The organism is Streptomyces sp. NPDC048353 (assembly GCF_055587165.1).
The window spans coordinates 126,152-152,092 of sequence record NZ_JBVJGU010000009.1 but is presented as its reverse complement, the minus strand read 5'-3'; the positions used below and the strand labels follow the sequence as shown (position 1 = coordinate 152,092).

General features: G+C 72.5%; 30 protein-coding genes. 14 read left to right on the top strand and 16 right to left on the bottom strand.

Annotated elements, in window-relative coordinates; translation table 11 throughout:
* The first annotated feature begins 47 nt into the window (after positions 1 to 47).
* Both ACZ6RC_RS28585 and ACZ6RC_RS28580 read left to right on the top strand, forming a co-directional pair.
* Positions 48 to 677: a TetR/AcrR family transcriptional regulator gene (locus ACZ6RC_RS28585; RefSeq protein ID WP_469588481.1), complete on the top strand. Its 630-nt coding sequence runs from the start codon at positions 48 to 50 to the stop codon at positions 675 to 677.
* Between the two features lie 123 nt (positions 678 to 800).
* Entirely contained in the window at positions 801 to 1,418 is a 618-nt protein-coding gene (locus ACZ6RC_RS28580; protein ID WP_469588872.1) for a class I SAM-dependent methyltransferase, read from the top strand.
* A gap of 69 nt (positions 1,419 to 1,487) precedes the next feature.
* Here the strand turns inward: ACZ6RC_RS28580 and mgrA are convergent, their stop codons facing one another.
* Complete coding sequence (mgrA, locus tag ACZ6RC_RS28575) at positions 1,488 to 2,480, bottom strand: L-glyceraldehyde 3-phosphate reductase (RefSeq protein WP_469588478.1); 993 nt, start codon at positions 2,478 to 2,480, stop codon at positions 1,488 to 1,490.
* 142 nt (positions 2,481 to 2,622) lie between these two features.
* On the opposite strand from mgrA, the gene ACZ6RC_RS28570 reads away from it, so the two are divergent.
* Positions 2,623 to 3,501 (top strand): LysR family transcriptional regulator, encoded by an 879-nt coding sequence (locus ACZ6RC_RS28570; protein ID WP_469588475.1) that lies wholly within the window; start codon positions 2,623 to 2,625, stop codon positions 3,499 to 3,501.
* A 99-nt stretch (positions 3,502 to 3,600) separates the two neighbouring features.
* Here the strand turns inward: ACZ6RC_RS28570 and ACZ6RC_RS28565 are convergent, their stop codons facing one another.
* The 6 genes from ACZ6RC_RS28565 to ACZ6RC_RS28540 all read right to left on the bottom strand — a co-directional run bounded on the left by ACZ6RC_RS28565 (position 3,601) and on the right by ACZ6RC_RS28540 (position 8,309).
* Positions 3,601 to 4,140 carry a hypothetical protein gene (locus tag ACZ6RC_RS28565; RefSeq protein ID WP_469588472.1) on the bottom strand — a complete coding sequence of 180 codons (540 nt, stop codon included), beginning with the start codon at positions 4,138 to 4,140 and terminating at the stop codon, positions 3,601 to 3,603.
* Between the two features lie 107 nt (positions 4,141 to 4,247).
* Entirely contained in the window at positions 4,248 to 4,892 is a 645-nt protein-coding gene (locus tag ACZ6RC_RS28560; RefSeq protein ID WP_469588869.1) for a DNA alkylation repair protein, read from the bottom strand.
* 113 nt (positions 4,893 to 5,005) lie between these two features.
* A complete protein-coding gene (locus ACZ6RC_RS28555) occupies positions 5,006 to 5,482 on the bottom strand; it encodes a hypothetical protein (RefSeq protein ID WP_469588470.1) in 477 nt (158 codons plus the stop codon).
* 307 nt (positions 5,483 to 5,789) lie between these two features.
* Positions 5,790 to 6,743: a YihY/virulence factor BrkB family protein gene (locus ACZ6RC_RS28550; protein WP_469588866.1), complete on the bottom strand. Its 954-nt coding sequence runs from the start codon at positions 6,741 to 6,743 to the stop codon at positions 5,790 to 5,792.
* The gene (locus tag ACZ6RC_RS28545; protein WP_469588468.1) at positions 6,743 to 7,423 is read right to left on the bottom strand and encodes a phosphatase PAP2 family protein; all 681 of its coding nucleotides are present in this window, start codon (positions 7,421 to 7,423) and stop codon (positions 6,743 to 6,745) included. Before ACZ6RC_RS28545 ends, ACZ6RC_RS28550 begins: the two co-directional genes overlap by 1 nt.
* Positions 7,424 to 7,658: 235 nt before the next feature.
* Positions 7,659 to 8,309 (bottom strand): DUF4360 domain-containing protein, encoded by a 651-nt coding sequence (locus ACZ6RC_RS28540; RefSeq protein WP_391136244.1) that lies wholly within the window; start codon positions 8,307 to 8,309, stop codon positions 7,659 to 7,661.
* Positions 8,310 to 8,834: 525 nt separating this feature from the next.
* Between ACZ6RC_RS28540 and ACZ6RC_RS28535 the strand changes: the two genes are divergently transcribed.
* On the top strand, positions 8,835 to 9,107 hold the full coding sequence (locus ACZ6RC_RS28535) for a DUF3253 domain-containing protein (protein ID WP_469588465.1): 273 nt from the start codon (positions 8,835 to 8,837) through the stop codon (positions 9,105 to 9,107).
* 99 nt (positions 9,108 to 9,206) lie between these two features.
* Here the strand turns inward: ACZ6RC_RS28535 and ACZ6RC_RS28530 are convergent, their stop codons facing one another.
* A complete protein-coding gene (locus tag ACZ6RC_RS28530; RefSeq protein WP_469588463.1) occupies positions 9,207 to 9,548 on the bottom strand; it encodes a hypothetical protein in 342 nt (113 codons plus the stop codon).
* Positions 9,549 to 9,841: 293 nt separating this feature from the next.
* Between ACZ6RC_RS28530 and ACZ6RC_RS28525 the strand changes: the two genes are divergently transcribed.
* Entirely contained in the window at positions 9,842 to 10,090 is a 249-nt protein-coding gene (locus ACZ6RC_RS28525) for a hypothetical protein (RefSeq protein WP_469588461.1), read from the top strand.
* A 115-nt stretch (positions 10,091 to 10,205) separates the two neighbouring features.
* Here ACZ6RC_RS28525 and ACZ6RC_RS28520 read toward each other — a convergent pair whose 3' ends face one another.
* Positions 10,206 to 11,111: an NAD-dependent protein deacetylase gene (locus ACZ6RC_RS28520; RefSeq protein WP_469588459.1), complete on the bottom strand. Its 906-nt coding sequence runs from the start codon at positions 11,109 to 11,111 to the stop codon at positions 10,206 to 10,208.
* Between the two features lie 60 nt (positions 11,112 to 11,171).
* Between ACZ6RC_RS28520 and ACZ6RC_RS28515 the strand changes: the two genes are divergently transcribed.
* Both ACZ6RC_RS28515 and ACZ6RC_RS28510 read left to right on the top strand, forming a co-directional pair.
* Positions 11,172 to 11,651 carry a diadenosine tetraphosphate hydrolase gene (locus ACZ6RC_RS28515; RefSeq protein WP_453619089.1) on the top strand — a complete coding sequence of 160 codons (480 nt, stop codon included), beginning with the start codon at positions 11,172 to 11,174 and terminating at the stop codon, positions 11,649 to 11,651.
* A 139-nt stretch (positions 11,652 to 11,790) separates the two neighbouring features.
* The gene (locus ACZ6RC_RS28510) at positions 11,791 to 12,267 is read left to right on the top strand and encodes a hypothetical protein (RefSeq protein WP_469588456.1); all 477 of its coding nucleotides are present in this window, start codon (positions 11,791 to 11,793) and stop codon (positions 12,265 to 12,267) included.
* A gap of 39 nt (positions 12,268 to 12,306) precedes the next feature.
* Here the strand turns inward: ACZ6RC_RS28510 and ACZ6RC_RS28505 are convergent, their stop codons facing one another.
* The 3 genes from ACZ6RC_RS28505 to ACZ6RC_RS28495 form a co-directional block, all read right to left on the bottom strand.
* Entirely contained in the window at positions 12,307 to 13,956 is a 1,650-nt protein-coding gene (locus tag ACZ6RC_RS28505; RefSeq protein WP_469588453.1) for an ADP-ribosyltransferase domain-containing protein, read from the bottom strand.
* A gap of 88 nt (positions 13,957 to 14,044) precedes the next feature.
* Positions 14,045 to 14,713, bottom strand: coding sequence for a macro domain-containing protein (locus tag ACZ6RC_RS28500; RefSeq protein ID WP_469588451.1), 669 nt, complete (start codon positions 14,711 to 14,713; stop codon positions 14,045 to 14,047).
* A 170-nt stretch (positions 14,714 to 14,883) separates the two neighbouring features.
* Complete coding sequence (locus ACZ6RC_RS28495; RefSeq protein WP_469588448.1) at positions 14,884 to 15,795, bottom strand: YihY/virulence factor BrkB family protein; 912 nt, start codon at positions 15,793 to 15,795, stop codon at positions 14,884 to 14,886.
* Between the two features lie 263 nt (positions 15,796 to 16,058).
* On the opposite strand from ACZ6RC_RS28495, the gene ACZ6RC_RS28490 reads away from it, so the two are divergent.
* Entirely contained in the window at positions 16,059 to 16,604 is a 546-nt protein-coding gene (locus ACZ6RC_RS28490) for a DUF4326 domain-containing protein (RefSeq protein WP_453619081.1), read from the top strand.
* Between the two features lie 114 nt (positions 16,605 to 16,718).
* Here ACZ6RC_RS28490 and ACZ6RC_RS28485 read toward each other — a convergent pair whose 3' ends face one another.
* A complete protein-coding gene (locus ACZ6RC_RS28485; RefSeq protein WP_469588445.1) occupies positions 16,719 to 17,150 on the bottom strand; it encodes an SRPBCC family protein in 432 nt (143 codons plus the stop codon).
* A 441-nt stretch (positions 17,151 to 17,591) separates the two neighbouring features.
* Here ACZ6RC_RS28485 and ACZ6RC_RS28480 point away from each other — a divergent pair, with 441 nt between their 5' ends.
* The 3 genes from ACZ6RC_RS28480 (at position 17,592) to ACZ6RC_RS28470 (ending at position 19,856) form a co-directional block, all read left to right on the top strand.
* Complete coding sequence (locus tag ACZ6RC_RS28480; RefSeq protein WP_469588443.1) at positions 17,592 to 18,011, top strand: SRPBCC family protein; 420 nt, start codon at positions 17,592 to 17,594, stop codon at positions 18,009 to 18,011.
* 128 nt (positions 18,012 to 18,139) lie between these two features.
* Entirely contained in the window at positions 18,140 to 18,964 is an 825-nt protein-coding gene (locus ACZ6RC_RS28475) for a class I SAM-dependent methyltransferase (protein WP_469588440.1), read from the top strand.
* Between the two features lie 145 nt (positions 18,965 to 19,109).
* Complete coding sequence (locus ACZ6RC_RS28470) at positions 19,110 to 19,856, top strand: VOC family protein (protein WP_391136203.1); 747 nt, start codon at positions 19,110 to 19,112, stop codon at positions 19,854 to 19,856.
* Positions 19,857 to 19,915: 59 nt separating this feature from the next.
* Here the strand turns inward: ACZ6RC_RS28470 and ACZ6RC_RS28465 are convergent, their stop codons facing one another.
* Positions 19,916 to 20,512 (bottom strand): hypothetical protein, encoded by a 597-nt coding sequence (locus tag ACZ6RC_RS28465; RefSeq protein WP_453619075.1) that lies wholly within the window; start codon positions 20,510 to 20,512, stop codon positions 19,916 to 19,918.
* Positions 20,513 to 21,258: 746 nt separating this feature from the next.
* Between ACZ6RC_RS28465 and ACZ6RC_RS28460 the strand changes: the two genes are divergently transcribed.
* The gene (locus tag ACZ6RC_RS28460) at positions 21,259 to 21,597 is read left to right on the top strand and encodes a helix-turn-helix domain-containing protein (protein ID WP_469588435.1); all 339 of its coding nucleotides are present in this window, start codon (positions 21,259 to 21,261) and stop codon (positions 21,595 to 21,597) included.
* A 132-nt stretch (positions 21,598 to 21,729) separates the two neighbouring features.
* Here ACZ6RC_RS28460 and ACZ6RC_RS28455 read toward each other — a convergent pair whose 3' ends face one another.
* Positions 21,730 to 22,746 (bottom strand): NEW3 domain-containing protein, encoded by a 1,017-nt coding sequence (locus ACZ6RC_RS28455; protein ID WP_469588433.1) that lies wholly within the window; start codon positions 22,744 to 22,746, stop codon positions 21,730 to 21,732.
* A 41-nt stretch (positions 22,747 to 22,787) separates the two neighbouring features.
* Positions 22,788 to 24,218 (bottom strand): Gfo/Idh/MocA family protein, encoded by a 1,431-nt coding sequence (locus tag ACZ6RC_RS28450; RefSeq protein WP_391136190.1) that lies wholly within the window; start codon positions 24,216 to 24,218, stop codon positions 22,788 to 22,790.
* Between the two features lie 346 nt (positions 24,219 to 24,564).
* On the opposite strand from ACZ6RC_RS28450, the gene ACZ6RC_RS28445 reads away from it, so the two are divergent.
* Both ACZ6RC_RS28445 and ACZ6RC_RS28440 read left to right on the top strand, forming a co-directional pair.
* A complete protein-coding gene (locus tag ACZ6RC_RS28445) occupies positions 24,565 to 25,233 on the top strand; it encodes a PepSY domain-containing protein (protein WP_469588430.1) in 669 nt (222 codons plus the stop codon).
* A 129-nt stretch (positions 25,234 to 25,362) separates the two neighbouring features.
* Positions 25,363 to 25,920, top strand: a complete 558-nt coding sequence (locus ACZ6RC_RS28440) for a GNAT family N-acetyltransferase (RefSeq protein ID WP_453619066.1) — start codon at positions 25,363 to 25,365, stop codon at positions 25,918 to 25,920.
* Positions 25,921 to 25,941 lie beyond the last annotated feature (21 nt).

Genomic DNA, 25,941 nt, shown 5'->3' with positions numbered 1-25,941 from the left:
AGGGGGCCGCCGGTACGACCCGGCCCGAGACGGCAGGGAGACACGACATGGCAGCGCCCGAACGGGGCCCGCGTGAGCGGATGGTCTTCAGCGCGGCGCAGCTCATCCGGCGGGACGGCGCCGCCTCCACCGGGATGCGCGATGTCGCCGCCCACGCCGAGGCGCCCCGCGGGTCACTCCAGCACTACTTCCCCGGCGGCAAGGAACAGCTCGTCAACGAGGCGGTGGACTGGGCGGGCCGCTACGCCGCCGGGCGCGTGGCCCGCTTCCTCGCCGCACTCCCGGAGCCGACCCCCAGCGGTCTGTTCTCGGCGATGCTGCGCCAGTGGACCGACGAGTACGAGGCGATCGGCTACGGCGGCGGCTGCCCGGTGGCCGCGGCCACCGTCGATCTCGCGCAGTCCACCGCCTCCACGCGCGAGGCGGCGACCGCCGCCTTCCGCACCTGGAACGCCGCCGTGGCCGACGCCCTGGCGGGCATGGGCGTGCCCGAGGCCAGGGCCCGGCCACTCGCCACGCTGATGATCAGCACGCTGGAGGGGGCGATCCTCATCGCCCGTGCGGAGCGGGACGTCCGCGCGCTGACGACCGTCGCCGAGGAGCTCGGACCCCTCCTCGACGCGGCGGTGAGCACGGGAACCGACGGCTCCGTCTCGCCCCCGCACGCCGGCAGGTGACGGACCGGGCGGTGTGCGGGCCGAAGCAGAGGGGGTGGAAGGTGGCCGGGTGCCACACCTAGGCTCTTCCCCGTGACCGACACCCACGCGCACCTCCGCGTCACCGCGGATGCCTACGACGCCATGGCCGTTCTCTACGCCGACCTCGCGCGCGAGGCGCTCGACGCTCTCCCGCTGGACCGCGCCGTGATCGCCGCCTTCGCCGATCTCACCCGCGCCACGGGCGCGGGGCCCGTCGCCGAGCTGGGGTGCGGCCCCGGATACGTGACGGCCCACCTTCGGGACCTGGGCCTGGACGTCCGCGGCATCGACCTGTCGCCGGTGATGATCGACCTCGCCCGCGCGGCTTACCCCGACCTGCGCTTCGACCTCGGTTCCATGGACGCCCTGGACCTGGCCGACGGCGCACTGGGCGGCATCGTCTCCTGGTACTCGGTCATCCACACGCCGCCGTCGGAACTCCCCGCGTACTTCGCCGAGTTCAGCCGGGTCCTGGCTCCCCGGGGCACTCTCCTGCTTGGCTTCTTCGAGTCCGAGGGAGGGCCGGTGGAGGCGTTCGACCACAAGGTGACGACGGCTTACCGCTGGCCGATCGACGATCTCGCCGCCCTCGCCCGCGAGGCCGGGTTCGTCGAGATCGGCCGGATGCTGCGCGAGCCCGGTGAGGAGGAGCGGTTCCGCCGCGGGCACCTGCTGATGCGGGCCGCCGACCGGCCGCGGCCGCCCGCCCCCGCGGCGTAGCCCCCGTCCCGGCGCCCCGCCCGGGCGCCGGGACGGGTACCGCCGGACTCCCGTGCCCTCACTCCCGGCTCACGGACGGGCCAGCTTGTCTATGTGGGCCAGCTCCTCCGGATCGAAGTCGAGGTTGCCGATCGCGGCCACACTGTCCTCCAGCTGACGGGCGCTGCTCGCGCCGATCAGGGCCGACGTCACCCGGCCGCCGCGCAGCACCCAGGCGAGGGCGAGCTGGGCGAGGCTCTGGCCCCGGGACGCGGCGACGTCGTGCAGCGCGCGCAGGCGCGCCACCAGATCGGCCGTGAGGACGTCCCGGTTCAGGAACGGACTGTCGCTCGCCGCCCGCGAGTCCTCGGGGATGCCGTCCAGGTACCGCCCGGTGAGCAGCCCCTGCTCCAGCGGCGAGTACGCGATGGAGCCGACCTGCAGGTCGTCGAGCGCGTCCAGCAGGCCCTCGTCCTCGGGGCGTCGGTCGAGCATCGAGTAGCGGGGCTGGTGGATGAGCAGCGGGGTGCCCAGCTCGCCGAGGATGCGGGCGGCCTCACGGGTCTGCTCGGCCGAGTAGTTGGAGACGCCGACGTACAGCGCCTTGCCCTGCCGCACGGCGGAGTGCAGGGCGCCCATCGTCTCCTCCAGGGGAGTCTCCGGGTCGAAGCGGTGCGAGTAGAAGACGTCGATGTAGTCCAGTCCGAGCCGCCGCAGGCTCTGGTCCAGCGACGACAGCACGGACTTGCGCGAGCCCCATTCGCCGTACGGACCCGGCCACATGAGGTATCCGGCCTTGGTCGAGATGATCAGTTCGTCCCGGTACGGCGCGAAGTCCGTCTTCAGGAAGCCGCCGAGGGCGGACTCGGCGGAGCCGGGCGGCGGACCGTAGTTGTTCGCCAGGTCGAAGTGGGTGATCCCGAGGTCGAAGGCGCGGCGCAGGATCGAGCGCTGGGTCTCGGCCGTACGGTCCGGGCCGAAGTTGTGCCACAGCCCCAGCGACAGGGCGGGCAGCTTCAGGCCACTGCGGCCGGCGCGCCGGTAGGGCATGGCGGCATAGCGGTCGGTGTGTGCGGTGTACAACGCGACTCCATGGCGAGAGGGGTGCGATCCGGGATCCCGGCGGCCGGGATCCCCGGGAGGGGCCGCACCCAATCTGCCCTCACCCGCGCCCATCGGTCCAACAGAAGAATCCGATGGGATTCAGCGGATACGCTGCTCAATCATGGAACTGCGCCACCTCCAGCACTTCGTCGCCGTCGCCGAGGACCGGCACTTCACCCGGGCCGCCGATCGGCTCATGGTCTCCCAGTCGGGCCTGTCGGCGTCGATCCGGGCACTGGAGCGCGAACTGCAGGCGCCGCTGTTCGTGCGGACCACCCGCCGGGTGACGCTGACCGAGGCCGGGCGGGCCCTGCTGGGCGAGGCGGAGCGGATCCTGGCGCAGGTGCGGGCCGCCCACGAGGCGGTGGCGGCGGTGCAGGGCGTGCTGCGCGGCACGCTCGCGCTGGGCACGGAGCAGTGCATCGCCGGCGTGTACGCGGCGGGGCTGCTGGCCGCCTTCCGGCGCCGCCACCCGGACGTGGAGATACGGCTGCGCCAGTCGGGCTCCCTCGACCTGGCGGAGGAGGTCGCCGCCGGACGTCTCGACCTCGCGTTCGCCTACCGCACGCGGGCCGACTCCGACCGTCTGCGCTCGGTGCCGCTCGCGGCCGAACCGATGTCGCTGCTGTGCCATCCCGAGCACCCGCTCGCGACGGCCGGCCAGGTCGCGCCCGAGGACCTCGCCGACGAGGTCTTCGTCGACTTCCACCCCGACTGGGGGCCGCGGCGGGCCACGGACGCCGCGTTCGCCGCTGCGGGGGTCGTGCGCACGGTCGCCCTGGAGGTGAACGACGTCCACAGCCTGCTGGACCTGGTGGACGAGAATCTGGGTGTCGCCGCCGTTCCGCGCCACTTCCGGCGCAAGCGCGAGGGGCTGGCCGCCCTCCCCGTGAAGGGCGCGGACGAGGCGGTCTACGAGACTGTGGCTCTTCTGCCACCCGTACAGGCCACGAGCCCCGCCGCTCGCGCGCTCATGACGCTTCTGCAGTCGGGGCGTTGAGGGGGCGCCCGAAAGCCGGACGGTGAGGCGCCTGCGTTCGACGGCCGCACCTGGGCGGACGGACGCGCCTCGGTCCGACGGACGTACTCCGGACACGACCTACGGCGTCGGTGTCGCCGTCCGAGGAGCGGGCGCCGCGCCGGCGACCGTCCAGGCGGCCGTGGCCCACAGGGAGAGCGCGGCGGCGACGCCGACCACGAGGCGCACGGTCTCGTCCGGTCCTCCGGTCGCCCACACGGCGAGACCGGCCGCCGCCGCCAGGATCAGGAGCGCGGCGGGAACGCGCAGCCGCGGCTGCTCGAAGACCACCGCGAGAGGGAGGAAGTGCAGGCCGACGACGAGCGCGACCAGCGGTGGGATCAGCACCGGCGTACGGCTGAGGCCGCACACGACGGCGACGGCGATGATGAGCAGCCACTGCACGGCGTTGATCCGGTTGAACCGCCGCCGTTGCTCGGCCGGGAACGGGCCTTCCGCCGACGCCGGCAGGAACCGCTTCGCGGCCAGCATCAGGCCGAGCGCGAGTAAGCACCCGACGACGATCGACACGGGGCGGACCCACCCGTCGAAGGCGCTCGTCCCCAGCAGCCACCAGCCGACACCGAACAACGCGAGGAACCCCACCCCTGACTTGAACATGACCGCACTGTAGTGCGCCTTCCGTCCCCGCGGGGGTGGATGCCGGCCTTGACCCGGGCCACGGCGAACGAGGGGCCGCCGCCCGGGCGCCCGCCGCAGCGGAGCGGTCACGCCCCCTGCTGCCTGCGCACCATCTCCGTGATCCAGACCGGCGCGAACGGGGACGTACAGCCCGGCGACGTGGGGTAGTCCTTCAGCACCTCCAGGCGTTCGCCGATGGCGAGCGCACGGGGGCGGAGCTCCGCGTGGTCGATCCCGATCCGGGCCAGGCAGTGGTTCATCGCCCACTGCAGACGGTCCGGGGCGTCCTTCATCTCCGCCTCGATGACGTCGAGCAGTGCGGGGAGGTCGAGATCCTCCGGCTTCTTCGCGACGCGCTCCGTGGTGAGCGCCCACCCGGCGCTCGCGACGACGGGATCCGGATCATCGGTCCAGGTCAGGCGGAGCTCTTCGGCGTGCGGATTCTTCTTGACCACGTAGTTCACCAGCCAGTCGTGCACCTTGGGGGTGCGCGCCTCGCGCAGCATGGAGTCCAGCTCGTCCCGCTCGAAGGCCTTCGGGCGGCAGATCAGGGTGGCCAGCAGCCTCGCCGCGGTGTCACCCGTCGCCCACAGCCCGCGCGCGAGGTCCTGCTGCGTTCTGAGCCGTTTCGCGAGTGCCCGCAGCCTGCCGAGGTTCACACCGTGGTCGTCACCGTGCTTCTCGTTGACCGCTCGGGCCTTCGGGTCCTCCAGCTCGGCCAGCTCGGCCATCACCCCGTCCACGGTCGCCTCGACCGGCGTCGTCCCAGCCACCCTGTCCTCCTCTTCCTCGCGCGCGGCGTTCAGCCTACGTCGCAGGCCCGGGCGGCCCTGATACGCGCCGGTCAGGTCACCAGGAACAGCGTGTCGAACCAGACCAGGTTCAGCTTCACGTGCAGGAGGAAGCGCCCGTTCGCCCGCTCACCGCCCGGGAACCCCGCCTCCGCCCCCGGCCCCGAGCTTGTCGCCGTCCCCGTGCCCGTCCCCGTCCCCGATGCCGCCGAGGCCGGCGCGAGGACGCGGAGGTCGTACGCCGTACTGCCCTGCCAGCCCGATCGCGTCGGCAGATACGGCACGAGGGGGTCCGGCAGGTCGGCGGGCAGCGCCGCCGGAGCGAACCGTTCGGCGGGCGGCACGGAGCGCACGATCTCCGCCGCGCCCCTCACCGGCCGTGCCACCCCGACCACCCGGATCCGCGCGTCCGGGCTCGGGATCGTCTCGCGCTCTCCCACCGTGTCGATGTCGTAGCCGAGCCAGTGGGCGTCGGTCAGCCGACCCAGCGCGACGAACCGCTTGTGCAGGGGCCCGGTGTCGGTCCGCACCCGCAGAGGGTCCGGCGGCGCACCGCTCCCGCCCCCGTCGCGCGGCCCGTCTCCGGCCCTGCCCCCGTGGTCGGCCCCGGCCCGGCCCGTCGGCGAGGTGCAGGCGGTCGCGGCGAACGACGGGACGAGTACCGAGACGCCTGCCAGCGCGAGGAAGCCCCGCCGCCCCGGCCGGCCGACGTTCCCCATGTGTCCCCCCGAGCCGTCCGCGCGCCGTCATCTCGCCGGGACTCTTACGGGAGTGCGGGGACGCCCCGGGCCCTCTACGCGCCAGGCACGCGGAGGACCCGGGCCGGACGAGGACGGATCAGACTCCGGGGTCCGGCTGGGCCGGCTCCGGCACTCCCGCCCGTACGGCTTCCAACTGCGCGGCGAACGCCACCCCGATGAAGAGGGCCAGGGAGGTGAGGTAGGACCACAGCAACAGCGCCATGATCGCGCTGAGGGGCCCGTACACGCTCGTGAAGGAGCTGCTGGCGCTGACGTAGAGGCTCAAGCCCCAGGTCGCCGCGTTCCAGAGCACCAGATAGAGGACGGCGCCGAAGGCGAGCCAGGTGTAACCGGGCTGGTCGCGGCGGGGGGAGAGCCGGAAGATGGCGCTGGTGGCCAGCACGGCCAGCAGGACTCCGGCCGGCCAGCGCAGGGCCTCCCAGGCCTGGATGGCGCCCGGCCCGAGGTGGTAGACCTCCGCGAACGCCTGGGTGAGGTGCGAGCCGAGGACCGTGAGGAGGAAGCTCAACCCCAGGGGCAGGCCCGCGAGGACGGCCATCAGCGCACCCCGGAGGTACTTGTGCAGAAAGGGGCGGTCCCGCTCGGTGCCGTAGATGCGGTTGGCGCCGCGCTCGACCTGGCACAGACTCGTGGTGACGTTGACCAGCGAGAACAGCAGGCCGAGCCAGAGGGCCGCCTGCCCGCCGTCGCCCGCGTGTTGCCGGCTCAGCCGCAACGCCTCGTCGACCATCTGCTGGCTGGGGCCGCTGGTGATCCGGCGGATCGTCAGTTCGGCGACCCGTCCGATGCCCTCCGTGTGGAGAGCGCCCGACAGGCCGATGGCCGCGATGGCGAGCGGCACGAGGGAGAGGACCGTCTGCAGCGCCAAGGCGCGCGAGTGGCTGAAGCCGTCGGCGTAGCGGAAGCGTATGAACGAGTCCCGTGCCAGGCTCCACCTTCCGTACCGGCGCAGGGCGGTCCACGCTTCGTCGCCGGACAGTTCCTCTCCCAGGACGTCACGCCTCTGGGGTACGCGGGTGGCGGTGCCCATCATCGTCCTTCCTGCTGGGGCCCGGGCGGGCGGGATGTGTAGGTGTGCGGCGGCGGCGCGAGGGGACGTGGCGCGCGAACCTCGTACGGGCGGCGGGCCGCGAGGAGCACGGCGTACGCCACGAGGAGGGTGAGGCCGCCGTTGAGCAGGCCGCCCACCACGTCGGTGGGGTAGTGCATGCCCCGGTGGATCCGCGAAAGACCCACGGCCGCGGGAACCAGCAGCAGGACCACCGAGGCGTAGCGCCACGGACCACGGCCGCGGGTCAGCGCCAGCACGAACAGCCCGCCGTACAGCGCGACGGACGCGCCGACATGCCCTGAGGGGAAGCTCGACGTCGGCGGCGCCGTGTCCAGATGGGGGACATCCGGACGCGGCCGCTCCACGCAGGCGGTGACCACGAGGAAGACCGCCGACTGGCCGGCGACCGCCGCGCCGAGGAACAGCGCCTCCCTCCACCGCCGCCCGCCGGATAGCAGCAGAAGCGCGGCGACGAGGACCAGCGTCAGCCCGACGACGATCTCCGTACGGGCCAGCGTCGACAGCCAGTCCGAGACCGTGTCCGCCCCCGCTCCGCGAGAGGCGACCATCGCGTGAACGATCCGTTCCTCCGCGGAGGGCAGCCGGTCGCCCACCCCCTCGGAGGTCACGGCGAGTCCCAGACCCGCCAGCAAGGCCACTTGCACGGGCACCAGAACGACGAGCCATGTCGCTCTCCCGGCCGTCCCACACCCCGTCGTCATGGAGTTCTCGATGCCCCGTCGTCGCCGGATGATGTGCCCACGGCCGCGCTCGACCTCGGAGCAGTACCCGGCGCTCGCCGGGCGAGCGGAGCTTCGGCGGAGGACGCGGAGCCCCGAAGGGCAAGGCGGAGCCCCGACCGGGAAGGGGGAGCCCGGTCGGGGCGGCAGGGGGTCAGTTCTCGGGGCACTCCTTCCAGGCGAGGTGGTAGACGGTGTTGATGTCACCGTCGGTGGAGTCCATGGTCATGTAGCTGGTGGAGGCCGGGTTCGAGGTGCCGGCGCTCACCCGGAGTTCGGTGTTGATGTTGAAGTTGCGCTGCACACCGCAGGGCGCCCACACGAGCTGAGCCCAGTCGGTGTCGTCGGTGGCCTGCCAGTTGTCCTCGTACGGTCCCCGGAAGGTGTGCGTCCGGGACGCGGTGCTCGGCGAGCCCTGGAAGTAGTACGACGCCTTCTCGGTGCTGCTCGCGCCGGGGCGGAGCGACGCGTAGCCGCGGTAGTCGGCGCTGGCGATCGCGTACGTGAACCCTTGCGGCACGTGGACCAGGAGGTTGAGCTGGCAGTTCCTGCGGGCCGCCGTGGGGGAGGAGCCCCCGCCCACCTGCGCCATGTACTCGCTGTAGGTGACGGTGAAGGCGGTGTTGTCCTCGGAGACGGCGATGGCCGCGGTGCCCAGGGGACAGCCGGAACCGTTCACGGTCGCGATGTCGATGACGATCCGGTCCGGCGGCGGGTCGACGATGGACGACGGGCCGGCCTGCGCGGGCAGCGCGGAGGCGAACAGAGCGGCGATCGCTCCGCTGACCAGCAGGGGGGCTCTCATGGTTCTCCCATCCAGTGCTTCGGTGCCGGGCGGGTGCGGGCGCACGGATGCGTCCGGCCGCGGGGCGGGGGGTGCGGCGCGCCACGGAGGCGGGCGGCCGTCACGGACCTGGTGCGGTGGATCGGTGAATCGGTGGATCGGTGGATCGAGGGTTCGGTGGAGCGGCGCGATGCGCGGGGGTGGTGCAACCGACAACGGTTGAAGCATCATGGACATGCCATGTACGTCTCCGGTGCTCCCCACCGGTGCGGGCGGGGGTGGTCGAATGCTAGAAGCCGCGCCGCCGAAGGACAGGGGGGAGCCCGGCCAACAATGGCCCTTCGGCCGGCCCCTTCTTTGGCTCGGAACAGCGGCTGCCGCAACAGCAGCCCTCACGTGACGCACAGACCCCTTGCGTCACGGCTCCGAGCGGCAGGGCGGGCGAGGACCGGCGGGGTACCGAGGCTTCTGGTCGGCCCGGTCCCGTCGCCACCGACGGCACGTGCCCGCGGGGCACCGGTCGACTGCCGGTGGGACACTGGCCGAGTGAGGGGCAGCGAACGGCAGACGAACCGGCGCCTGGAACGAACCATCCTGGAGCTGCTGGAGCGACGCGGTCCGACGGCGACGATCTGCCCCTCCGACGCGGCGCGGGCTGCGTACGAAGGAGACGACGACGGCTGGCGCTCCCTGATGGAGCCGGCCCGCCGCGCGGCCCGGCACCTCGTCACGGCAGGGGAGGTCGAGATCACTCAGGGCGGCCGGCCGGTCGAGCCGACCCAGGCCCGCGGCCCGATCCGCATCCGCCGCGTCCGCTGAGACCCCCGCGTCCGCTGAGGCCCCCGCGTCCGCTGAGATCCCCGCGTCCGCCGAGACGGATCCGGAGCGCCTGTGCGCGCCTCGGGCTGCCCTATGCGATCACCTGCCGAACATGAAATTCCGGGCCGGGACGAACACCTCGTGGTCGGTACGGAACAGGACGCGGACCCCCGACTCCGTCCACGTGGTGGAGCGGATCCCCTCGGCGCCCAGGGCGGCGTCGACGTCCAGCCAGTGTCCGTAGGAAAGGCTGGGGTCACGGCCGATGATCAGTCGGTAGGAATGCCGCCCGGACGGCGTGTGCTCGTGCACCAACCCCAGGAAGTGCGGGGACTGATCGGCGTAGGCCACGGATGAGGGTGCCGTGCTCCGGTAGACCACGTCGCTCTGCGGCCACCACAGCACGGTCAGGAACGCGCCGGTCAGCAGCGCTCCGGCCACACCGCCCAGCAGGATCCTGGCCAGTCCGGCGGCCCGGCCGGAGGGTGCGATCGGATTCTCGGGCGTGTGCGTGGCGATGATGCCCCTCCAGGACGATGGCGCTCCTCCGCACCGGACGGCCGGAGACGACTCGGAGGGAAGGACGCCGTCGGGGGCCTTCCGGTTGTGGTCGACAGCTGGGGCCGCCCGGGGTGATCGGTTCCGGTCGGGGCAGCGGTGTGTGACGGCCGAGGGGTGGGGCACTCGATGCTGTGTACGACGTGTGGACGCGAGACTCGAGTGAGGAGTCGATGATGCAGGGTGCCCCTGAGCCGGAGCTGCCGGACCGAGTTCCGGTGAGCGACGACGCCGTCACGCCCGACCTGCCCGCGGCAGGTCCCAGCGCCCCGGAGATCCGGATCCCGGGGACGGGGAAGTCCGGCGAGGACGGCGAGGACGGCTCCAAGGAGCAGGACGAGAAGAAGCGCGGAGGCGAAGAGGGCAGCGACGGCCGGCCGGCCGCCGGCCCGGGCACGCCCGCCCCGCAGGAGCCGACCGGCTGACGCGCCGCCGTACCCGTCCCCCGGATCGGCGCCCCGCGAAGCCTCCGGCCCCTCGCCGGACCTGGCCTGCCCTGCCCGCCGTTCGCGCGCCGCGCCATCGACGCGGAACGTGCGGTCAGTCCGGAGCCGCTGTCTCGCCGTCGACGGCGACACCCAACCCCTCGGCCACGGCGGTCAGGGCCGTCCCCAGGGGGAGCGCGACCCGGGCGGCGGCATGCCGGTCGCCCCGCGTGGGGTCCCGGTTGACGATCATGACCGGCTTGCCCGCCTCGGCCGCTTGGCGGACGAAACGGAGTCCGGACATGACGGTCAGCGAGGATCCCAGCACCAGGAGGGCTGCCGCCTGACGCACCAGCTCGCGGCAGTGCTCGACGCGTGCGGGCGGCACGGCCTCGCCGAAGAACACGACGTCCGGTTTGAGGATGCCTCCACAGGCCGCGCAGGGCACCACCTGGAAGTCTCCGACCTGCTCGTCGGTGAGGTCGGCGTCCCCGTCGGGGTTGATCCCGGCAGCGACCGGCCGGAAGCCCGCATTGGCCTCCGCCAGCCGCCGGGCGAGTTCACGGCGCGGACTCAGGGCGCCGCAGGACAGGCAGACGACCCGGTCCAGGCCCCCGTGGAGCTCCACGACACCGTCACTGCCGGCCGCCTGGTGCAGACCGTCCACGTTCTGCGTGATCAGCCCCGAGAGCAGCCCGTGCCGCCCGAACGCGGCCACGGCCCGGTGCCCGGCATTCGGTCGGGCGCGCCGGAACGTCCGCCAGCCGAGGTGGCTGCGCGCCCAGTACCTGCGCCGGGCCTGGTCGCCGGCGGTGAAGTCCTGGTAGGTCATCGGCGTGTGCCGGCTCAGACTCCCGCCCACACCCCGGTAGTCGGGAATGCCCGACTCGGTGGAGATCCCGGCCCCGCTGAGCACCAGCACCCCGCCACCCTCCAGGACCCCGGCGACCGGCGCCAGGTCCGTGGTGCCCGGCGGCAGGTCCTCGGTGGAGCTCCAGCTCAATGTGGGCCGCATGCGCATGCCGCCAGGGTACGTAGGAGACGGCCTTCCGTCCTCATCACGGGCGGGTAGCCTCGCGCCATGACGGTGGACTGGCGCACGGACCGGATCGGCTCCGCACTGCGCGGCGAGAACCCGACCGTGCTCCGGCGACTCACGTCCGGCTTCGCGGTGATCGGCGACGTCCAGTTCCTTCCCGGCTACTCCGTCCTCTTGGCGGACGACCCGGGCGTCCAACGACTCTCCGACCTGCCGAGGCCCCGCCGGCTGTCGTTCCTCTCCGACATGGACCGACTCGGTGAAGCTGTCGAGCGAGCCTGCCGCCGGCTGGACCGAGACTTCCGCCGCGTCAACCTGGAAATCCTCGGCAACACGGACCCCTTCTTGCACGCCCATGTCTGGCCGCGGTTCGCATGGGAGCCGGCCGAGCTGGCGTGCATGCCGGTGTGGCTGTATCCGCGCGACCGCTGGAAGGACGAGGCGACCCGGCTCGGACCGCGGCACGCCGTCCTGCGGGATGCGATCGGCGGTGAACTGGACCGACTCGGCTCGACGGCCTGACGGGGCCGCCCTCAGGGCCCGGAGCGTGGGCGCGGGATTCCCGGCTGCGAAGGGACCACGGCCGGTCGATGCGAAGATGGGGCGGGTCGGTAGAGCTGATGTGGGACGGGGAGAGGTCGAGGTGGGCGAGAAGGAGGCCGTGGCTGCTACGGTCGGGGAGCTGATCGCGGCGGCTCCGGACGGGCAGAGCGGCGCTTTGTGGCGGCTGGGCGCGGCCGGGCGGCAGTTGGACGCCAACCTGGTCCGTCTCCTGCCGGGCACGGACGTCGCCGCTCACACCGAGGCCGAGGTCGACGTCCTCCTCCTCGCCGTCGCCGGCGGAGGCTCCCTCACCGTGAACGGTACGGAGCACAAGATCGTGCCCGGTGCCTTCCGGCACGTGCCGCGGGGCGCGGCCCGGGCACTGCGGGCCGGCCCCAAGGGGCTGGTCTACCTCACCGCCCACCGCAGACGTGCGGGGATGACCATCGGGAGGCCCCCCCGTTCCGAACCGCTCACGGAGCACTGCACCATGCACCTGGTGTGCGGCCAGTGCCGTCGCCACGCGATAGAGGCGGACGCGCAGTTCTGCAGCAGGTGCGGCACCCCCCTGACGCCCCGCCCGGTTGCCGACTGACGTCGCCCCCCCCGAGCGGGGCCGAGGGGGGAGACCCCCTCAGGACAGCAGGCCCTGCCCTTCCAGCTCCGTAAGACGCACGGTGCACAGCCCTCCGCGTTCCGCCTTCACCTCCGTCACCTGAAGCCGGGTGCCCGGCGCGAGGATGTACTCCTCCTCGCCCGTGAACGCGGAGAACCTCCGGATGCCGACCGCCCGCGCCGGCGTCACCTCGAACAAGGTCCGTTTGCCGCGGCTCCCGAGGAACGCCCGGGCCACGCTCAACTCCGACGTGCACGACGACACGCCCCACCACGTCACCGTCCTGCCCAGCGGATACTGCGACCGCAGGTCCAGGGCCACTCCTCGCCACAGTGGCCGCGTGTGCGCCGGCAACGCCTCCATCGCGGAGCACAGCAGGCGCAGATAGGGGAGGTACGGCTCCAGCCGCTGCCGGTCCGGGGAACGCAGCACCGCGTTGATCTCGCGATAGAACGCCGACTCGCACGTGTACAGGTACAGCGCCGAGATCGCGTCGGCGGACAAGGCGGACCCGTCCACCGCCTCCGCGCCCCCTGCCACGAGGGCGGTCTCACCGAACCGCCTCGACCGCTCGATGTGCGGATCCAGGTTCGCCAGGACGTGCGACACCGGTTCGAGGGCCTTCGCGAAGTCCATCAGGGGCGTGTCGAACACCCCCGTGATCGGCGGCAGGACGAGGCCCTCGTCCTTGACGCTCGTGAGCCGTTCCAGATAGAGCTGGTGGAGCTCCATCGTCGACGCGATGAACGCCCCCATCCGCTCGGCGACCGCCCCGCCCTTCGCCCCGTCGGCCCCCGCCGTCCCCTCGTCCCAGCCCTTCCGGGGCAGCCAGTCGACCGGCTCGGCCCCCACCGCGGCCAGGGCGTCGTTCACGTGGGCGAAGTGGTCTCCCTCGCAGAAGATGTCCCCCTGCGCCGCGGGATTGGCGTGGTCGACGTGGCGGACCTCGACCCCCGGGTACTTCTTCTCCAGCCGCTGGACGACCCTCTTCAGGCTCCGAGCGTGCGCCCCCCACCAGGCGAAGACCACACCCCGGTCCTCCTCCTCGGCGTCCTGCTTCGCCCGCAGGATCTCCTCGACGATCTGCTCGGCCACGGGCCGCCAGAAAGAGGTGTGCCGCTGGGTGGGCACCGCCCCGTCCGCGCTGGCGGTCAAGGACGCGTTCAGGAGCAGTACACCCTGGGTGAGCATCGCCTGGAACCACTCGGGCGGCTGAACCGTGTCCTCCTTCCGCAACAGGGCCCGCACATCGGCGATCGGCGTCTTCTTGACGATGCCGTGCTTCCACATCGCGGCGGCCTTGATGAGGCAGCGGATGCTGACCACCCGGCCGAACTGGCTGTCCTTCCAGTCGTTGAAGGTGTTGTCGAACATCGCGATGCCGGTCGCGCTCTCCGGCCGCGGATACGGGTTCTGCCCGAAGACGACCACCTTCCACTTCTCGGGTGGATGCGGCTTCAGCGCCTGGAAGGTCAACTCCCGCACCGGAACCACCTCCGGGCTGCGCTGCGGCCCGATGAACCCGGCGGCCCCCGCCTGCGCCTCGATCACCGGGGCCAGCAGCGGCAGCCACGGCTCCCCACCACCGGTGAACAGCTCGGCCAGCCCCAACGGGTCCCCGGCAGAGGCCCCTGCCCCGCCCGGCTTCGCAGCACCCGCATCGCTCATGTGGACTCCCCCGGAAAGTGGTTCGGATGGGACAGGGCCGTCACCGGCGTCCGCCCCCTGGGCGGGGCCGGCCTGCGGCAGGCTCGTGTCAGCGACGAAAGGAAGGCCGCTGCGGCACGTTGATCCGGACCCGCCGCGCGGACCCCGCTCCCTCGATGTCGTCGAGCTGGCCCAACACCGCGGTGCGCAGCTCGTCGTAGTCCGCGAACCCGTGGTCGTGGAACAGGGTGTAGCCCGTCCACATCAGATTGGCGCACACCCCCGCGGGGACCCGCCCCGTCCGCGCGCCCATCCCCACGAGCGCCACCGACCGGATGCTGCCGGGCTTCGCCCGGTTCTGCAGATGCACGGCCTGGAACGCGGCGGCACACGCCAGCGCCACGTTCACGGTCTCGCTGACGTTCTGCGACGACTCACGCATCGTGGGGGTCGAGATCAGGAAGCGCGGCACGGACGCCCCGGACGGCACGCATACCGCGCTGCCGATCGGCAGGCTCCCAACGAACCGGTCCCGGATCGCCCGCTGCACCCGCACCTGGATGCCCGCCCCGAGGCGCCGCTTAACAAGGGCGTCGACGCCACCGTCCATCCGACCGCGCGCGTTCGTGGGGGAGACCCATGCGTCGACGTCCACGTCGAGAAGGGAGCCCCGCCGGATCTCCACCTCGGGCGTGTCCGCGAACGCGGACCGCCAGGCCGCCACCACCTCCTCGTTCACATCGACGAGGACGACCCTCAACGCACGCTCGTTCGCCACGAATTCCCCTCTCTCGCACAACCTCTCGAACGCATCCGAAGCTACAGCGCACCACTGACAACGCCCCTGTTCCGCCCACGGACAGCCGGGGCCTACGGGCGCTGCGTGGCGCGGAGGAGACGTACGAGAACGTCGAGGGGCCGACGAGCCGCGGGGGAGCGGAGGGCGGCTTACGCCGCCTCGGCGCAAGGGTCGGGCGCCTGCGGGCGCCGCTCCCGGTCCCGGTCCAGCTCCGCGTTGAACTGCGCACCGGCGAGAAGCACCACGTGCGAGACCCACAGCCAGACGAGGAACGCGACCACACCCGCGAGGGAGCCGTACAGGCGGTCGTACGTCGCCACATGCGCCGCGTAGAACGCGAACCCCAGCGACGCGAGCAGCCAGAGCAGCACCGCCAGGGCCCCGCCGGCCACGGTCTTCCGCACGCCGCGCCCCTCGGGCGGGCCGGACCGGAAGAGCAGCAGCACCAGGGCGACGACCACCAGCAGCAACAGCGGCCACTTCAACCCGGCCCACACGAGAGCGGCCTGATGGTCCGTCCCCGTACCCCGCCCGATGGCCCGCGCGACCCGCTCGGCGGCCGTCAGGGTCAGGACACCGCTGACCAGCAGGGCCAGCACGGCCAACGCCCTGAGCAGGACGGCGGGCAGCGTCCGCCACGCGGGGCGGCAGTCGGGAACGCCGTACATCGCGTGCAGCGCACGGCGGAACACGGCGAGATAGCTGGTGGAGGACCAGAGGGCGGCGCCACCCGTGAGCACGACCAGCATCCACCGGACCGACGGATCCTCCTGCGGGCCGCCCAGTGCCTGCGCCAGCACGGGACGGGCCGCCTCCGGCACGAAGGCCTCCACCTGCGCGATGACCTCCTGCGGCGAGCCCGTGCCGAGCAGCGCCATGGAGAAGACGAGCACCAGAAGCGCCGGGAAGACCGCCAGGACCGCGTAGTAGGTCAGGGCGGCGGCCCAGTCCGTGAGGTCGTCCGCCCAGACGGCGACCGGCGTACGGGCCAGTGCACGCGCGTACGCCCGGCGCCCGCCCCGATCGCGCGCCGCGCCGCTCACCGGAACTCCGATCGTCATGAACCCACCGCTCCGTTCCGGCCCCGACCCCCCGGGCCGCCGCCTCCCGAGCGTAGACCGACAGGCCCTCCTCCCTGCTGCCCTGAGACGGCGCGCTCACGCCACACAGAGGGCACGAGACCATGGGATACGGGCAGGTGAGGACGCGTCGGTGAGGCGACGCGCGGGCGCGGCGCGGAGGACTCCCGCCGCGGGCCGCGTACCTTTCGATCTTCGGGGGCCGGGCTGCGACGGTCGGGCGCTCGTCGGGGTAGGGGGCGTACATGATGACGCCCGAGACCCGCGCCCGGCTCCTGGCCGTGGAACAGCAGCTCGCCGCCCCGACGCCCCGCCCGTTGACCGGGCAGACGGCCCTCCCGATCCGACCGTCAGGAGCAGCTCCGATGCCCCACCGCGTGCAACGACGGCGAACCAAGGGGTGGAGGAAGCCCGCCGACTGCGTCATCGTCGACCGGACCTCCCGATTCGGCAATCCCTTCGGCATCGCCGACGCCGTCCGCGACTTCGGCTACACCCGGGACGAGGCACGCGCTCACGTCGTCGCCGCATTCCGGTCATGGCTCAGCGGCCATCGGGACCACTGGCTCGGCGACGAGGGCGACCGGGCACGGGAGCGCATCCTGGCGGGTCTCGACGAGTTGGCCGGCAAGGACCTGGCGTGTGTCTGCGCCCTCGACGAGAAGTGCCACGCGGACGTCCTGCTCGAGTGGGCCGCCGCCCCGGACCTTCCCCGACGCGTCGCGGACGCCCGCGCTCAGGTCGACGCGTCGCGGACCGAGCACGGCGAAGAGCCTCTGTACGGCGCATAACCGTCCTGCCCGACGGACGGAACCGGCGAGGCACCACAGAGGAAAGCCCGGGACCGCTCGGTCCCGGGCGTTCGTATCTCGGCCGGTTCGCCCCAGGGGGCGACAAGACACCCCCTACCGCGCGGCGGCCGCCACCTCCTCGGCCATGTGCTGGAACTGCCCCAGGTCGTAGTTGGCCAGCACCTTGTCCAGGTTGGTCAGGGCTCCGAGGTGTTCGATGAAACCTTCCGGGTCGTAGTCGATGTGGAGCGTCACCCGGCTCGCCGTGTCGCTCAGCTGTTGGAAGACGACGATGCCCGTGTGGTGCACGCCGGCCGTGGTCTTCCAGGCGATCCGCTCCTCGGCCACGGCCTCGGTCAGCTCCGCGGCGAAGTACTTGTCCGCGCCGGGGAGGGACAGCCACCACGTGAACCGCTTCTCGTCGATCCGGTCCACGCGCTCGACATGGCGGAGGAAGGTGGGCCAGCGGGTCACATCGCTCCACAGCTGCCAGCTGACGGAGACAGGGGCGTTCACGTCCACCGTTTCGAGGATCTTCGACGACATCGTTCGCGACGACCTTTCCGAGTCATGTCCGTACGGCACGCGGGGCCGAGCGCGGTCGGCGGCTCCGCGCCCGGCCCGCCTCTCCGCCGGCGGCGGGGAAACGGGCGCCCGGCACGCGCGTACCCGCGTAGGGAGTGCTCGTCTGCCCCCTCGCGCCGCCGGTACACCGTCGCCGGCGCGGTGCGGCCGTCCGCTACGGCGACCCCACCGGGCCGGCCCCCCGGCCACCCCCGTGTGAGCGTCGTGCTGCGCACCTCCCCGGCCCCGGCCCGATCGCGCGAGGTCGTCGACGCGGTGTCACGATGGTGATCCCCAGCAGCGGTGACCGGGAGACGGGGCGGTCACCACCGCACCGGTCGCGATCGTCGAGGAGCGCGTGCGCCGCATGGACAGGTCCGGCATCACCCAGCCTTCGTCCACGACCGGGCCGGCGAGGACCCGATGGCGGTCCTGACGCTGCGGGCCACGGGCCCGGCCCCCGCCGAGGACGTGTGGTCGTGCTACGTCGCCCCCGCCCGCTGGCCGACGTGGTCGCCGCAGATCAGAGCGGTACGGGTCGCGGGCGAGCGGATCACGCCCGGCATGCGGGGCGAGGTCGTCTCCCTCTTCGGTGTCACCGCGGGCTTCGTCGTGGAATCCGTCGACGAGCGACGGCGGCGATGGGTGTGGCGTGTCGCCATCGGTCCGGTGCGTCTCCGGCTGCACCACGCGGTGCTCTCCCGGCCCGGCGGCTCGGCCACGACCCTGCGCATGGAGGGACCGGCCGTCGCCCTCGCCGCGTACGCCGGTCCCGCTCGCTGGGCCCTGGGCCGCCTGGTCCGCGGACGCCGCGCCCGCGCTCCCCGCCCACCGCACCCGTAAGACGAAGCGCCGGGCGCACCGGGCGCGCATCGCCGCGGGTGCGTCGTGCGCCCCCCCGGGGCCGCGCGCTCCGACGTCACCCTCTTGGCCCAGATTCCAGCGCCCCCGCGAGCGTTAGATATAAGGACATGACCAACGAGAATGCCGCACCCGACGCCGTGAAGGCGAAACACCGTGCGATGTGGGCGCTGGGCGACTATCCCTCCGTGGCGTCACAGGTCATCCACGAGTTGGGTGGCGAGCTGGTACGGGGGTGCGGCGTCCGCCAGGGCGACCGCGTCCTCGACGTCGCGGCGGGCTCCGGGAACGCCGCCATCCCCGCCGCCCTCCTCGGCGCCGAAGTCGTCGCCTCCGACCTGACGCCCGAGCTCCTGGAGGCCGGACGGGACCTCGCCGGGGTGCGCGGCGCCCGACTCGAGTGGCGGGAAGCGGACGCGGAAGCGCTGCCCTTCACCGACGGCGAGTTCGACACGGTGATGTCCTGCGTCGGCGTCATGTTCGCCCCGCACCACCAGCAGGCCGCCGACGAACTGGTCCGCGTCTGCCGCCCGGGCGGCACGATCGGCCTCATCAACTGGACCCCCGCGGGGTTCATCGGGCAGATGTTCGCGACGATGCGCCCCTACGCCCCACCGCCGCCGCCCGGTGCGCAGCCGCCGCCGCTGTGGGGCGACCCGGACCACGTGCGCACCCTGTTCGGGGACCGCGTGACCGACGTCGACGCCCGCAGGCAGCCGCTGCACGTCGACCGGTTCTCGCGGCCGGAGGAGTTCCGGGAGTTCTTCAAGACCTGCTACGGACCGACCATCGCCACGTACCGCTTCATCGGCGAGGACCCGGAGCGCGTCGCCGAACTCGACGCGGCCCTCGACGACCTGGCTGCGAAGCACCTCTCCGACGGGGCGATGGACTGGGAGTACCTCCTGCTCACGGCCCGCCGCAGCGCCACGTAGGAACACCGGCCGGGGCGGACGCGCCGAAGGCGTCCGCCGACAGGCCGGGAAGCGCAGTTGGCCGGCCCGAGGCGCCGAACGGCCACACGGCGGACGCGCGGACGCGGCGAAGGCCGGTTCCGGGCGGCTGCGTAGGATCGCGGGCATGGCACTTCGACCGGTCAATGTGAACATCAAGGCTCTCGACGACTCGGCGGTCGGCCGGTTCTGGGCGGAGGCTCTCGGCTGGGGCGTGTCCAGCGAGGGACCGGGCGTGACCAACGTCGAACCGGGCGACGGATTCGTCTGGCCCGACCCGACGGCCGTCTGCATCGACGTGGTCACCGTCCCGGAGCCCAAGACGGCGACGAAGAACCGCGTGCACCTCGATCTCGCCACCACCTCGGCCGCCCATCAGGCGGAGCTGGTCGCGCGCCTCCGGGCGCTCGGCGCGACGCCCGCCGACATCGGCCAGGTCGACGTGGAGTGGACCGTCCTCGCCGACCCCGAGGGCAACGAGTTCTGCGTCCTGGAGCCCCGGGAGATCTACCGGGACACCGGCCCGATCGCCGCGGTGGCGGTCGACTGCGAGGACCCCCGCGCCATGGCCCGGTTCTGGGGCGAGGCGGTGGACTGGACACTGCTCGAAGTGACGGACGATCGCGCCGTGTTGCGCTCGGCGAAGGGCGTCGGCCCGTATCTCGAGTTCTTCCGCACGCCCGGCGGGAAGACCGTGCCGGACCGCGTCCATGTGGACCTGCTGCCGTACCCCGGTGACGATCAGGAGGCGGAGGTGGCCCGGCTGCGCGCCCTCGGCGCCACCGACGTCGACCTCGGCCAGGGCGACGTCCCGTGGAGGTGCCTGGCCGACCCGGAGGGCCACGAGTTCTGCGTCCTCGCCCCGTCGTCCTGACGGGGTGCCCCCCCCGCGGCCCCCGGTGCGGGCTCACCTCACCGGGGGCGGACCGGGGGTCAGTGCGTGAGGTTCCAGTGCGGGACGGAGGGCATGTCCGGGGCGAGTGAGCGGGCCCGCTGCCACACACCGTGCACCTGTTCGGCGGGGCGCTGCTGCTCACCGTGCAGGGCGTTGAGGATCACCAGGCCGCCGGTGAGCGCGGGGACCGCCCACTGCATGCAGGCCAGGTGCCTGCGCGCCTTGTCCGTGTCGAGGGGGTGTTCGGCCGCCTTGGCGGCGTCCTCGGGGTCCGAGGAGGCGGCGAGCTCGATCCTCTTGCCCAGCACGCGGCTGTAGGCGGTGGCCGCCAGAGCGGCACCGGTCAGGACCGTCTTGGCGAGGGTGGAGGAAGCGACGCCCTGCTGGGCGGCGACGCGAGGGGCGTTCACGGCCAGCAGACCGCCGGAGCCGAAGAGGTGCGCGGCGATCGCCGCCGCGTTGACCGGCGTCCACTTCGTCCATCCCGCGCCGGCGATCCGTACGCTCGTCGCCCATGTGCCGCCCTCGTCGCGGGCGGCGCCGTTCAGGCCGACAGCGCCCATGAGGGAGCCGCCGAACCAGGCGGCCAGCCCCACATCGTGCAGACTGCGCAGCATCGTGTTGCGTTCGGACATGACAGGCTCCCTTTGCCCAGGCGGAAGACGTGCCGGCAGAGCGGCCGGCATCACCTTCACCGTCGCCGACCTTCCGTCCGGCCGCCATCGCGGCTGGTACGAACGGACGCGGCTTCCGCCGGTCGGCTGTCCAGGCGGCGCGTGCCGAGCCAGGCGACCGTCTCGGGGTCGCGGTGGTCGAAGGAGCGTGCTGCCGGTGTCGAGCCCGGCGATCAGCGGCAACTGGTCGCCGGTGAGCGCTGAGGTCGAAGACCCCGACGTTCTGAGCCCTTCGGCCCCGTGCTCGCGCATCGCGACCGTCCCTACTGCCCGAGGATGAATTACCTCACCGCCGAGCCCGCGAAAATCTATGTTCGCCAGAGTAGACATTCGGCGACTGCTTCATTATGGTTTCTCTCGTAGCTCAGAGAGACAGAGGGCCCGACAGAGACGACCTGCCGGGCATGCACAACCGCAGTCGACGAAGTGGATCACCGAGGAAGAACGGAGGGACGAGGACGCCATCAGGATCGCCCGGGCGGGCAGTCTCGCGCCCGGGTACCGCAGGACATCGATAGTGAGGTGGTCTCCGGTCAAGCAACCGCGATCCCCGCGGCCCCGAACCCACAGCGATCGGGGCGGCGGAAACAGAAGGCCGGCGCAGTAAGAGAGCCGGCAGATGGTGTAGCAGTTCCCTCGGGGCCTTGGTGCCGTATGGCACCAAGGCCCCTCCACACGTTCCCGACAGAAGTACCGGAGAGGTCCAGATGACAGCAGACGACTCGTACGGCCGACTCGACGACGACGACTACCCCGCCTACACCATGGGCCGGGCCGCCGACATGCTCGGCACCACCCCCGCCTTCCTGCGCGCCATCGGCGAAGCCCGCCTCATCACCCCGCTCCGGTCCGAGGGCGGCCACCGCCGCTACTCCCGCTACCAGCTGCGGATCGCCGCCCGCGCGCGCGAACTGGTCGACCAGGGCACCCCGATCGAGGCCGCCTGCCGCATCATCATCCTCGAAGACCAGCTCGAAGAAGCCCAGCGCATCAACGCCGAACACCGCCGCGCCGCCGCGTCGGCGCAGCCGACGACCGCGAGCTGACACGGCGGTACGAGGCATGAACGCTCCCGGGAGGAGCGCGGCGGAGGTGGGTCCGCGCGGACGCCGTGCCACGCGGACCCGGAGGACGCTCCGCAGCGCTCCCCGACGCCACCGCCCCGTCCCGGGGCCGGCTCAAGGTGCGAGAGCCATGGCGAAGACGTGGATGTTGGCGTTGCCGGGCAGGACCACGAAGGCGACCTCCTTGGCGGGATCGAGCGGCACGGAGTGGGCGAACACGCGGTACGCGATCCCCGCGTTGCCGTAACCGCTGGGGCGGTTGCGACCGTCGGACGACGCCACCAGCGTCGCTCCATGGGCGTTCGCCGGGTCGAACGACCAGTTCGGGAAGCCGAAGGTGCCCGACGTCGTCGTCCCGTCCGTGTAATGGACGGTGGCACGTCCGGTCGCGCCGCTGGTGACCCCGGACCCGAGGAACACCAGCTTGCCGCCCGAGCCGGTCAGCGCGATGGCCTGACCGGCGCTGGAGACGTTGTCCTTGGTGCCGGGCGCGACGTCCGGCCAGGTCAGGCGGGCGCCGAGAGCGGTCACCGTGGTCCCTCGGGCAAGGCCGGCGGCGGCGAGCTTCTGCGCCGAGAAACTGTTGCCCTCCCCGTCGTAGTCGCCGGGTGCGGTGTCCGTCTCGTCGGTGACCCCCACGTTGTTGTACGCGGCGGCGAGGTTCGCCACCGGGGTGCCGCTGATCTCGGAGCGCGTGCCGATGGCGGTGCCCGCGCCGTCGCCTCCGCGGTAGGTCGCGGTCGCGGTGAAGGTCCGTACCGTGAACCCCGGGCGGCGTTCCGGCACCTGGATACGGAAGGTCGCGTGGGCCGTCGCACCGGCGGCGACGCTCCCGTCGACCCCCTGGACGGAGGGCTGTACGGCCCAGCCCACCGGCCCGGCGAACGCGATCCGCAAGGACCGGAGGCGATCGGGGCCGGCGTTCCTGACCGTCACCTTCACGGCGGCGATGACGGGACCGTCCAGGTCCACGGGCGAGAGGGTCACCTCCGTCCTGGTCTCGGTCGCCGAGCCCGCGGCCGAGCCCACGGCCGGGGCCGCGGAGGCGTGGGTGGGGACGAGGAGGACGACGGCGGCCGCGGCGGCGGCCCCGGCTCTGCGGACGATGCGCCACGCGCTGGGACGTGTCATGACTGCTCCTGGGGAAGGGGTGGGGTGCTGCTGCGGGCAGGTCAGCCGACCGGCGGCATGTCCGAGGCGCGGGAGTCCAGGCCGGGCCGGAGGTTGACCCAGTCACCGCGGGTGAAATCGGGGACGGCCACCGGGCGCCCACCGGCGGCGAGCGAGGCCGCGCTCAGCGGCACCGGGGCGCACCACGCGGCCGAGTCGTACACGTCGATGTCCGGCACGAGTCCGGCGCGCATCTGCTGGACGGTGCGCCACTGCAGGACGTAGTCCATCCCGCCGTGACCACCGTTGTTCTCGGCGTCGTCACCGATCTTCTTCCACAGCCAGTGGTCGAACTCCTTGCGGTACGAGGCGAAGTCCCGCCAGCTGTGGCCGGAATGGTCCGGTTCGACGTACACGCGCCCGCCGGAGGACGAGGTGACGCCGGCGTAGTCCTCGAAGATGCCGCGGCTGCCCGCGAGGGTGTTGATGCGGCTGTAGGGCCGCGGGGAGCTGACGTCGTGCTCGGCGCGGATGACGCGGCCCTGCGCGGTGTCGATCAGACAGGTGACGAGGTCGCCGTTGATGTACGTCTCCTTCCACGACGGATGCGACCGGTCGACGAAACGGGCCCGGTAGTCGGCGAGGCCCTTGGGCTCGGTCGCGGTGGCGCGCAGGGTGGTCATCCGGTCCCCGCGGTTGATGTCCATGGCGGCGGCGATCGGGGCGAGACCGTGCATCGCGTAGAAGCTGGCGGTGCTGCGGGTGTGCCAGAGGCGCCGCCAGGCGTCGGTGTAGTACGTGTCGGAGAACAGCAGCTCGCGCAGATCGTGCAGGTAGCCGCCGTGGCCGTTGGTGACCTCTCCGAAGAGGCCCTCGTGGGCCATCTTGAGCATGGCCAGTTCGTTACGGCCGTAGCTGCAGTTCTCGGCGAGCATGAGGTGCCTGCGGGTGCGCTCGGAGGTGTCGACGAGGTCCCAGAGTTCGTCCAGCTCCGTGGCGACGGGAAGCTCGACGATGACGTGCTTCCCGGCGAGGAGCGCCGCCTTGCCCTGCGAGTGATGGAACTCCCAGGGCGTGGCGATGTACACGAGGTCGATGTCGTCGCGCTTCAGCAGCTCGCGGAACGAGGCGTCGGAGCCGCCGAGTTCGGCGGGCCGGGGCTTGCCCGCCGCGACGAGCTGGTCGGCGGTCCGCTTGGCGCGGTCGGAGCGGATGTCACAGACGGCGGTCACGACGCAGCCCGGCACCGCCGCCCAGCCCAGCGTCATGCCCGACCCCCGGTTGCCGAGGCCGATCACCCCGACGCGGACGGTCCGGTGGGCGTCGTAGGGGGTGTTGATCATGGACTTCTGTCCGGGTCGCCGTCGAGGAGTGACGGTCGCGGGTGCCGCCGACGCGGTCGGTGCCGCCGCACCGACACCGGCCAGGGCCGCTCCGGTCGCGACCGCTCCTCCCATCAGTGAACGACGTGACAGCGAAGGGAACATGGGCATGACACTCCTCGGTCCAGAGGCGGGCTCGTGTGCCGCCTGACTCTGTCGGGCCGCCAGCGGTGTGTCAATACATGCTCGAAAAGCATCAGCTTCAAGTGTTCTCAAGCAAAGATGATGCATGCATCGCTCACTGTGGGGGAAGCATGACGACGCCGGCCGGCACCGACGAGAGCGGGACGGCGAGAGGACAGGGCGGGGGAGTGCCGCCCACCGACGGCGGGCCCCGGTCGCCGGCCCGTCCGCCGGCCCGTTCGCTGACCCGTTCGGACGTGACCGGGGGCGCGTTCGGGTGGTGTACGGCGCGGCCCGTGTCCGCCCGCGCGCGGGCGGGTGAAGCGTGGCGGCCATGAAGACACCCTCGCGACTCCGCGGCCTGGCCGTCTGCCTCGCCGTCACGTCCACGCTGCTCGCCGGCGCCTGCGGCGGCGCAACGGCACCCGTCACCGCCGCGCCTGACGCCCCGTCCTCCCCGGCGGCCAGCCCCTCGGGCGGCGCCGGGCTCACCGAGGACCAGCGCGAGCGCGAAGCTCTGGTGCCCGCCGCGAAGATCACGTGGAACAAGGCCGGGGACACCGCGGTCGCCGAGGTGCCGGACGGCCGGCTCGTCGACATCGAACTGACCACCGCTCGCGGCACCGCCTCGGGCACTCCGGCGCCGACCGGCCCCGCCGCCCCCGGACCGCCGGTGTGGGACGTCAGGGTCGCGGCGAAGGACGGCACGCTCCATGACGTCCAGGTCGACGCCGTCACGGGGAAGGTCACCCGCTCACGGGTCGAGCCCGGACAGGACGCGGACGACAAGAGCGAGGTGACCGAACAGCTGGCGGCGGCGACCGTCCCCGCCCCGCAGGCGGTGAAGACGGCCACGGCCCGCAAGGCCGGCACCGTCACCGCCGTGGAACTCGACGACACCGTGTGGTCCGTCGACATCGTCACCCGGGACTGGAACAAGACCACCTACGACATCGACTCCGCCAAGGGAACCGTCGTACGCGAACACACGGACCGCGACTGACCGACCGCGCGGCCCCGCCCGGCACGCCGCGGGCGGGGCGGCCCGGCCCGGGCCCCAGCACGCGGCGGCCCCGACGGCGTCCCGTAAATCGGGTTGTCGCCGGCCGGACCGGTCGGATACAAAGCTCCCATGCTGACGGGCGACAAGGTCGGGCTCAGAGCCCGCCACGAGGACGACATCCCGATCCTGCGGGCCGGGCTCCACGACGACGTGGCCACCTACTCGCGGTCCGAAGTCCAGCCCTGGCGCCCGGTCTCGCCCGGCTCGAAGGACTCACCGTTCGCCGTGGACGACACGAACGAGCGACTCGTCCCGTTCTCCGTGGTGGAACTGGACGGCGGCACGCTCGTCGGTACCGCCGAGCTGTGGCGCGTCGACCCCCACAACCGCTCCGCGCACCTCGGCCTCGCGCTGCTGCCGTCGGCCCGGGGCAAGGGCTACAGCACCGACGCGGTCGCGGTGTTGTGCCACTACGGCTTCACCGTGCGCGGGCTGCACCGGCTGCAGGTCGAGACCCTGTCGGACAACCCCGCGATGCTGCGCTCCGCCGAGCGCAACGGCTTCGTCCGCGAGGGAGTGCTGCGCTCCTCGGCGTGGGTGATGGGCGAGTTCCTGGACGAGGTCCTCCTCGGGCTCCTCGTCCACGACTGGAAGCCGGTCACTCCCCAGGGCGTGCTCCGAACGTAGCGCCGTCCGCCGCGCGTACGG

What these genes read in the sequence shown, in the direction of transcription:
- ACZ6RC_RS28585 (WP_469588481.1), top strand. Translation starts at nt 48, where the DNA reads ATGGCAGCGCCCGAACGGGGCCCGCGTGAGCGGATGGTCTTCAGCGCG.
- ACZ6RC_RS28580 (WP_469588872.1), top strand. Translation starts at nt 801, where the DNA reads ATGGCCGTTCTCTACGCCGACCTCGCGCGCGAGGCGCTCGACGCTCTC.
- ACZ6RC_RS28570 (WP_469588475.1), top strand. Translation starts at nt 2,623, where the DNA reads ATGGAACTGCGCCACCTCCAGCACTTCGTCGCCGTCGCCGAGGACCGG.
- ACZ6RC_RS28565 (WP_469588472.1), bottom strand. Translation starts at nt 4,140, where the DNA reads ATGTTCAAGTCAGGGGTGGGGTTCCTCGCGTTGTTCGGTGTCGGCTGG.
- ACZ6RC_RS28560 (WP_469588869.1), bottom strand. Translation starts at nt 4,892, where the DNA reads ATGGCCGAGCTGGCCGAGCTGGAGGACCCGAAGGCCCGAGCGGTCAAC.
- ACZ6RC_RS28550 (WP_469588866.1), bottom strand. Translation starts at nt 6,743, where the DNA reads ATGGGCACCGCCACCCGCGTACCCCAGAGGCGTGACGTCCTGGGAGAG.
- ACZ6RC_RS28540 (WP_391136244.1), bottom strand. Translation starts at nt 8,309, where the DNA reads ATGAGAGCCCCCCTGCTGGTCAGCGGAGCGATCGCCGCTCTGTTCGCC.
- ACZ6RC_RS28525 (WP_469588461.1), top strand. Translation starts at nt 9,842, where the DNA reads ATGCAGGGTGCCCCTGAGCCGGAGCTGCCGGACCGAGTTCCGGTGAGC.
- ACZ6RC_RS28520 (WP_469588459.1), bottom strand. Translation starts at nt 11,111, where the DNA reads ATGCGCATGCGGCCCACATTGAGCTGGAGCTCCACCGAGGACCTGCCG.
- ACZ6RC_RS28515 (WP_453619089.1), top strand. Translation starts at nt 11,172, where the DNA reads ATGACGGTGGACTGGCGCACGGACCGGATCGGCTCCGCACTGCGCGGC.
- ACZ6RC_RS28505 (WP_469588453.1), bottom strand. Translation starts at nt 13,956, where the DNA reads ATGAGCGATGCGGGTGCTGCGAAGCCGGGCGGGGCAGGGGCCTCTGCC.
- ACZ6RC_RS28495 (WP_469588448.1), bottom strand. Translation starts at nt 15,795, where the DNA reads ATGACGATCGGAGTTCCGGTGAGCGGCGCGGCGCGCGATCGGGGCGGG.
- ACZ6RC_RS28490 (WP_453619081.1), top strand. Translation starts at nt 16,059, where the DNA reads ATGATGACGCCCGAGACCCGCGCCCGGCTCCTGGCCGTGGAACAGCAG.
- ACZ6RC_RS28485 (WP_469588445.1), bottom strand. Translation starts at nt 17,150, where the DNA reads ATGTCGTCGAAGATCCTCGAAACGGTGGACGTGAACGCCCCTGTCTCC.
- ACZ6RC_RS28480 (WP_469588443.1), top strand. Translation starts at nt 17,592, where the DNA reads ATGGCGGTCCTGACGCTGCGGGCCACGGGCCCGGCCCCCGCCGAGGAC.
- ACZ6RC_RS28475 (WP_469588440.1), top strand. Translation starts at nt 18,140, where the DNA reads ATGACCAACGAGAATGCCGCACCCGACGCCGTGAAGGCGAAACACCGT.
- ACZ6RC_RS28470 (WP_391136203.1), top strand. Translation starts at nt 19,110, where the DNA reads ATGGCACTTCGACCGGTCAATGTGAACATCAAGGCTCTCGACGACTCG.
- ACZ6RC_RS28465 (WP_453619075.1), bottom strand. Translation starts at nt 20,512, where the DNA reads ATGTCCGAACGCAACACGATGCTGCGCAGTCTGCACGATGTGGGGCTG.
- ACZ6RC_RS28460 (WP_469588435.1), top strand. Translation starts at nt 21,259, where the DNA reads ATGACAGCAGACGACTCGTACGGCCGACTCGACGACGACGACTACCCC.
- ACZ6RC_RS28455 (WP_469588433.1), bottom strand. Translation starts at nt 22,746, where the DNA reads ATGACACGTCCCAGCGCGTGGCGCATCGTCCGCAGAGCCGGGGCCGCC.
- ACZ6RC_RS28450 (WP_391136190.1), bottom strand. Translation starts at nt 24,218, where the DNA reads ATGCCCATGTTCCCTTCGCTGTCACGTCGTTCACTGATGGGAGGAGCG.
- ACZ6RC_RS28445 (WP_469588430.1), top strand. Translation starts at nt 24,565, where the DNA reads ATGAAGACACCCTCGCGACTCCGCGGCCTGGCCGTCTGCCTCGCCGTC.
- ACZ6RC_RS28440 (WP_453619066.1), top strand. Translation starts at nt 25,363, where the DNA reads ATGCTGACGGGCGACAAGGTCGGGCTCAGAGCCCGCCACGAGGACGAC.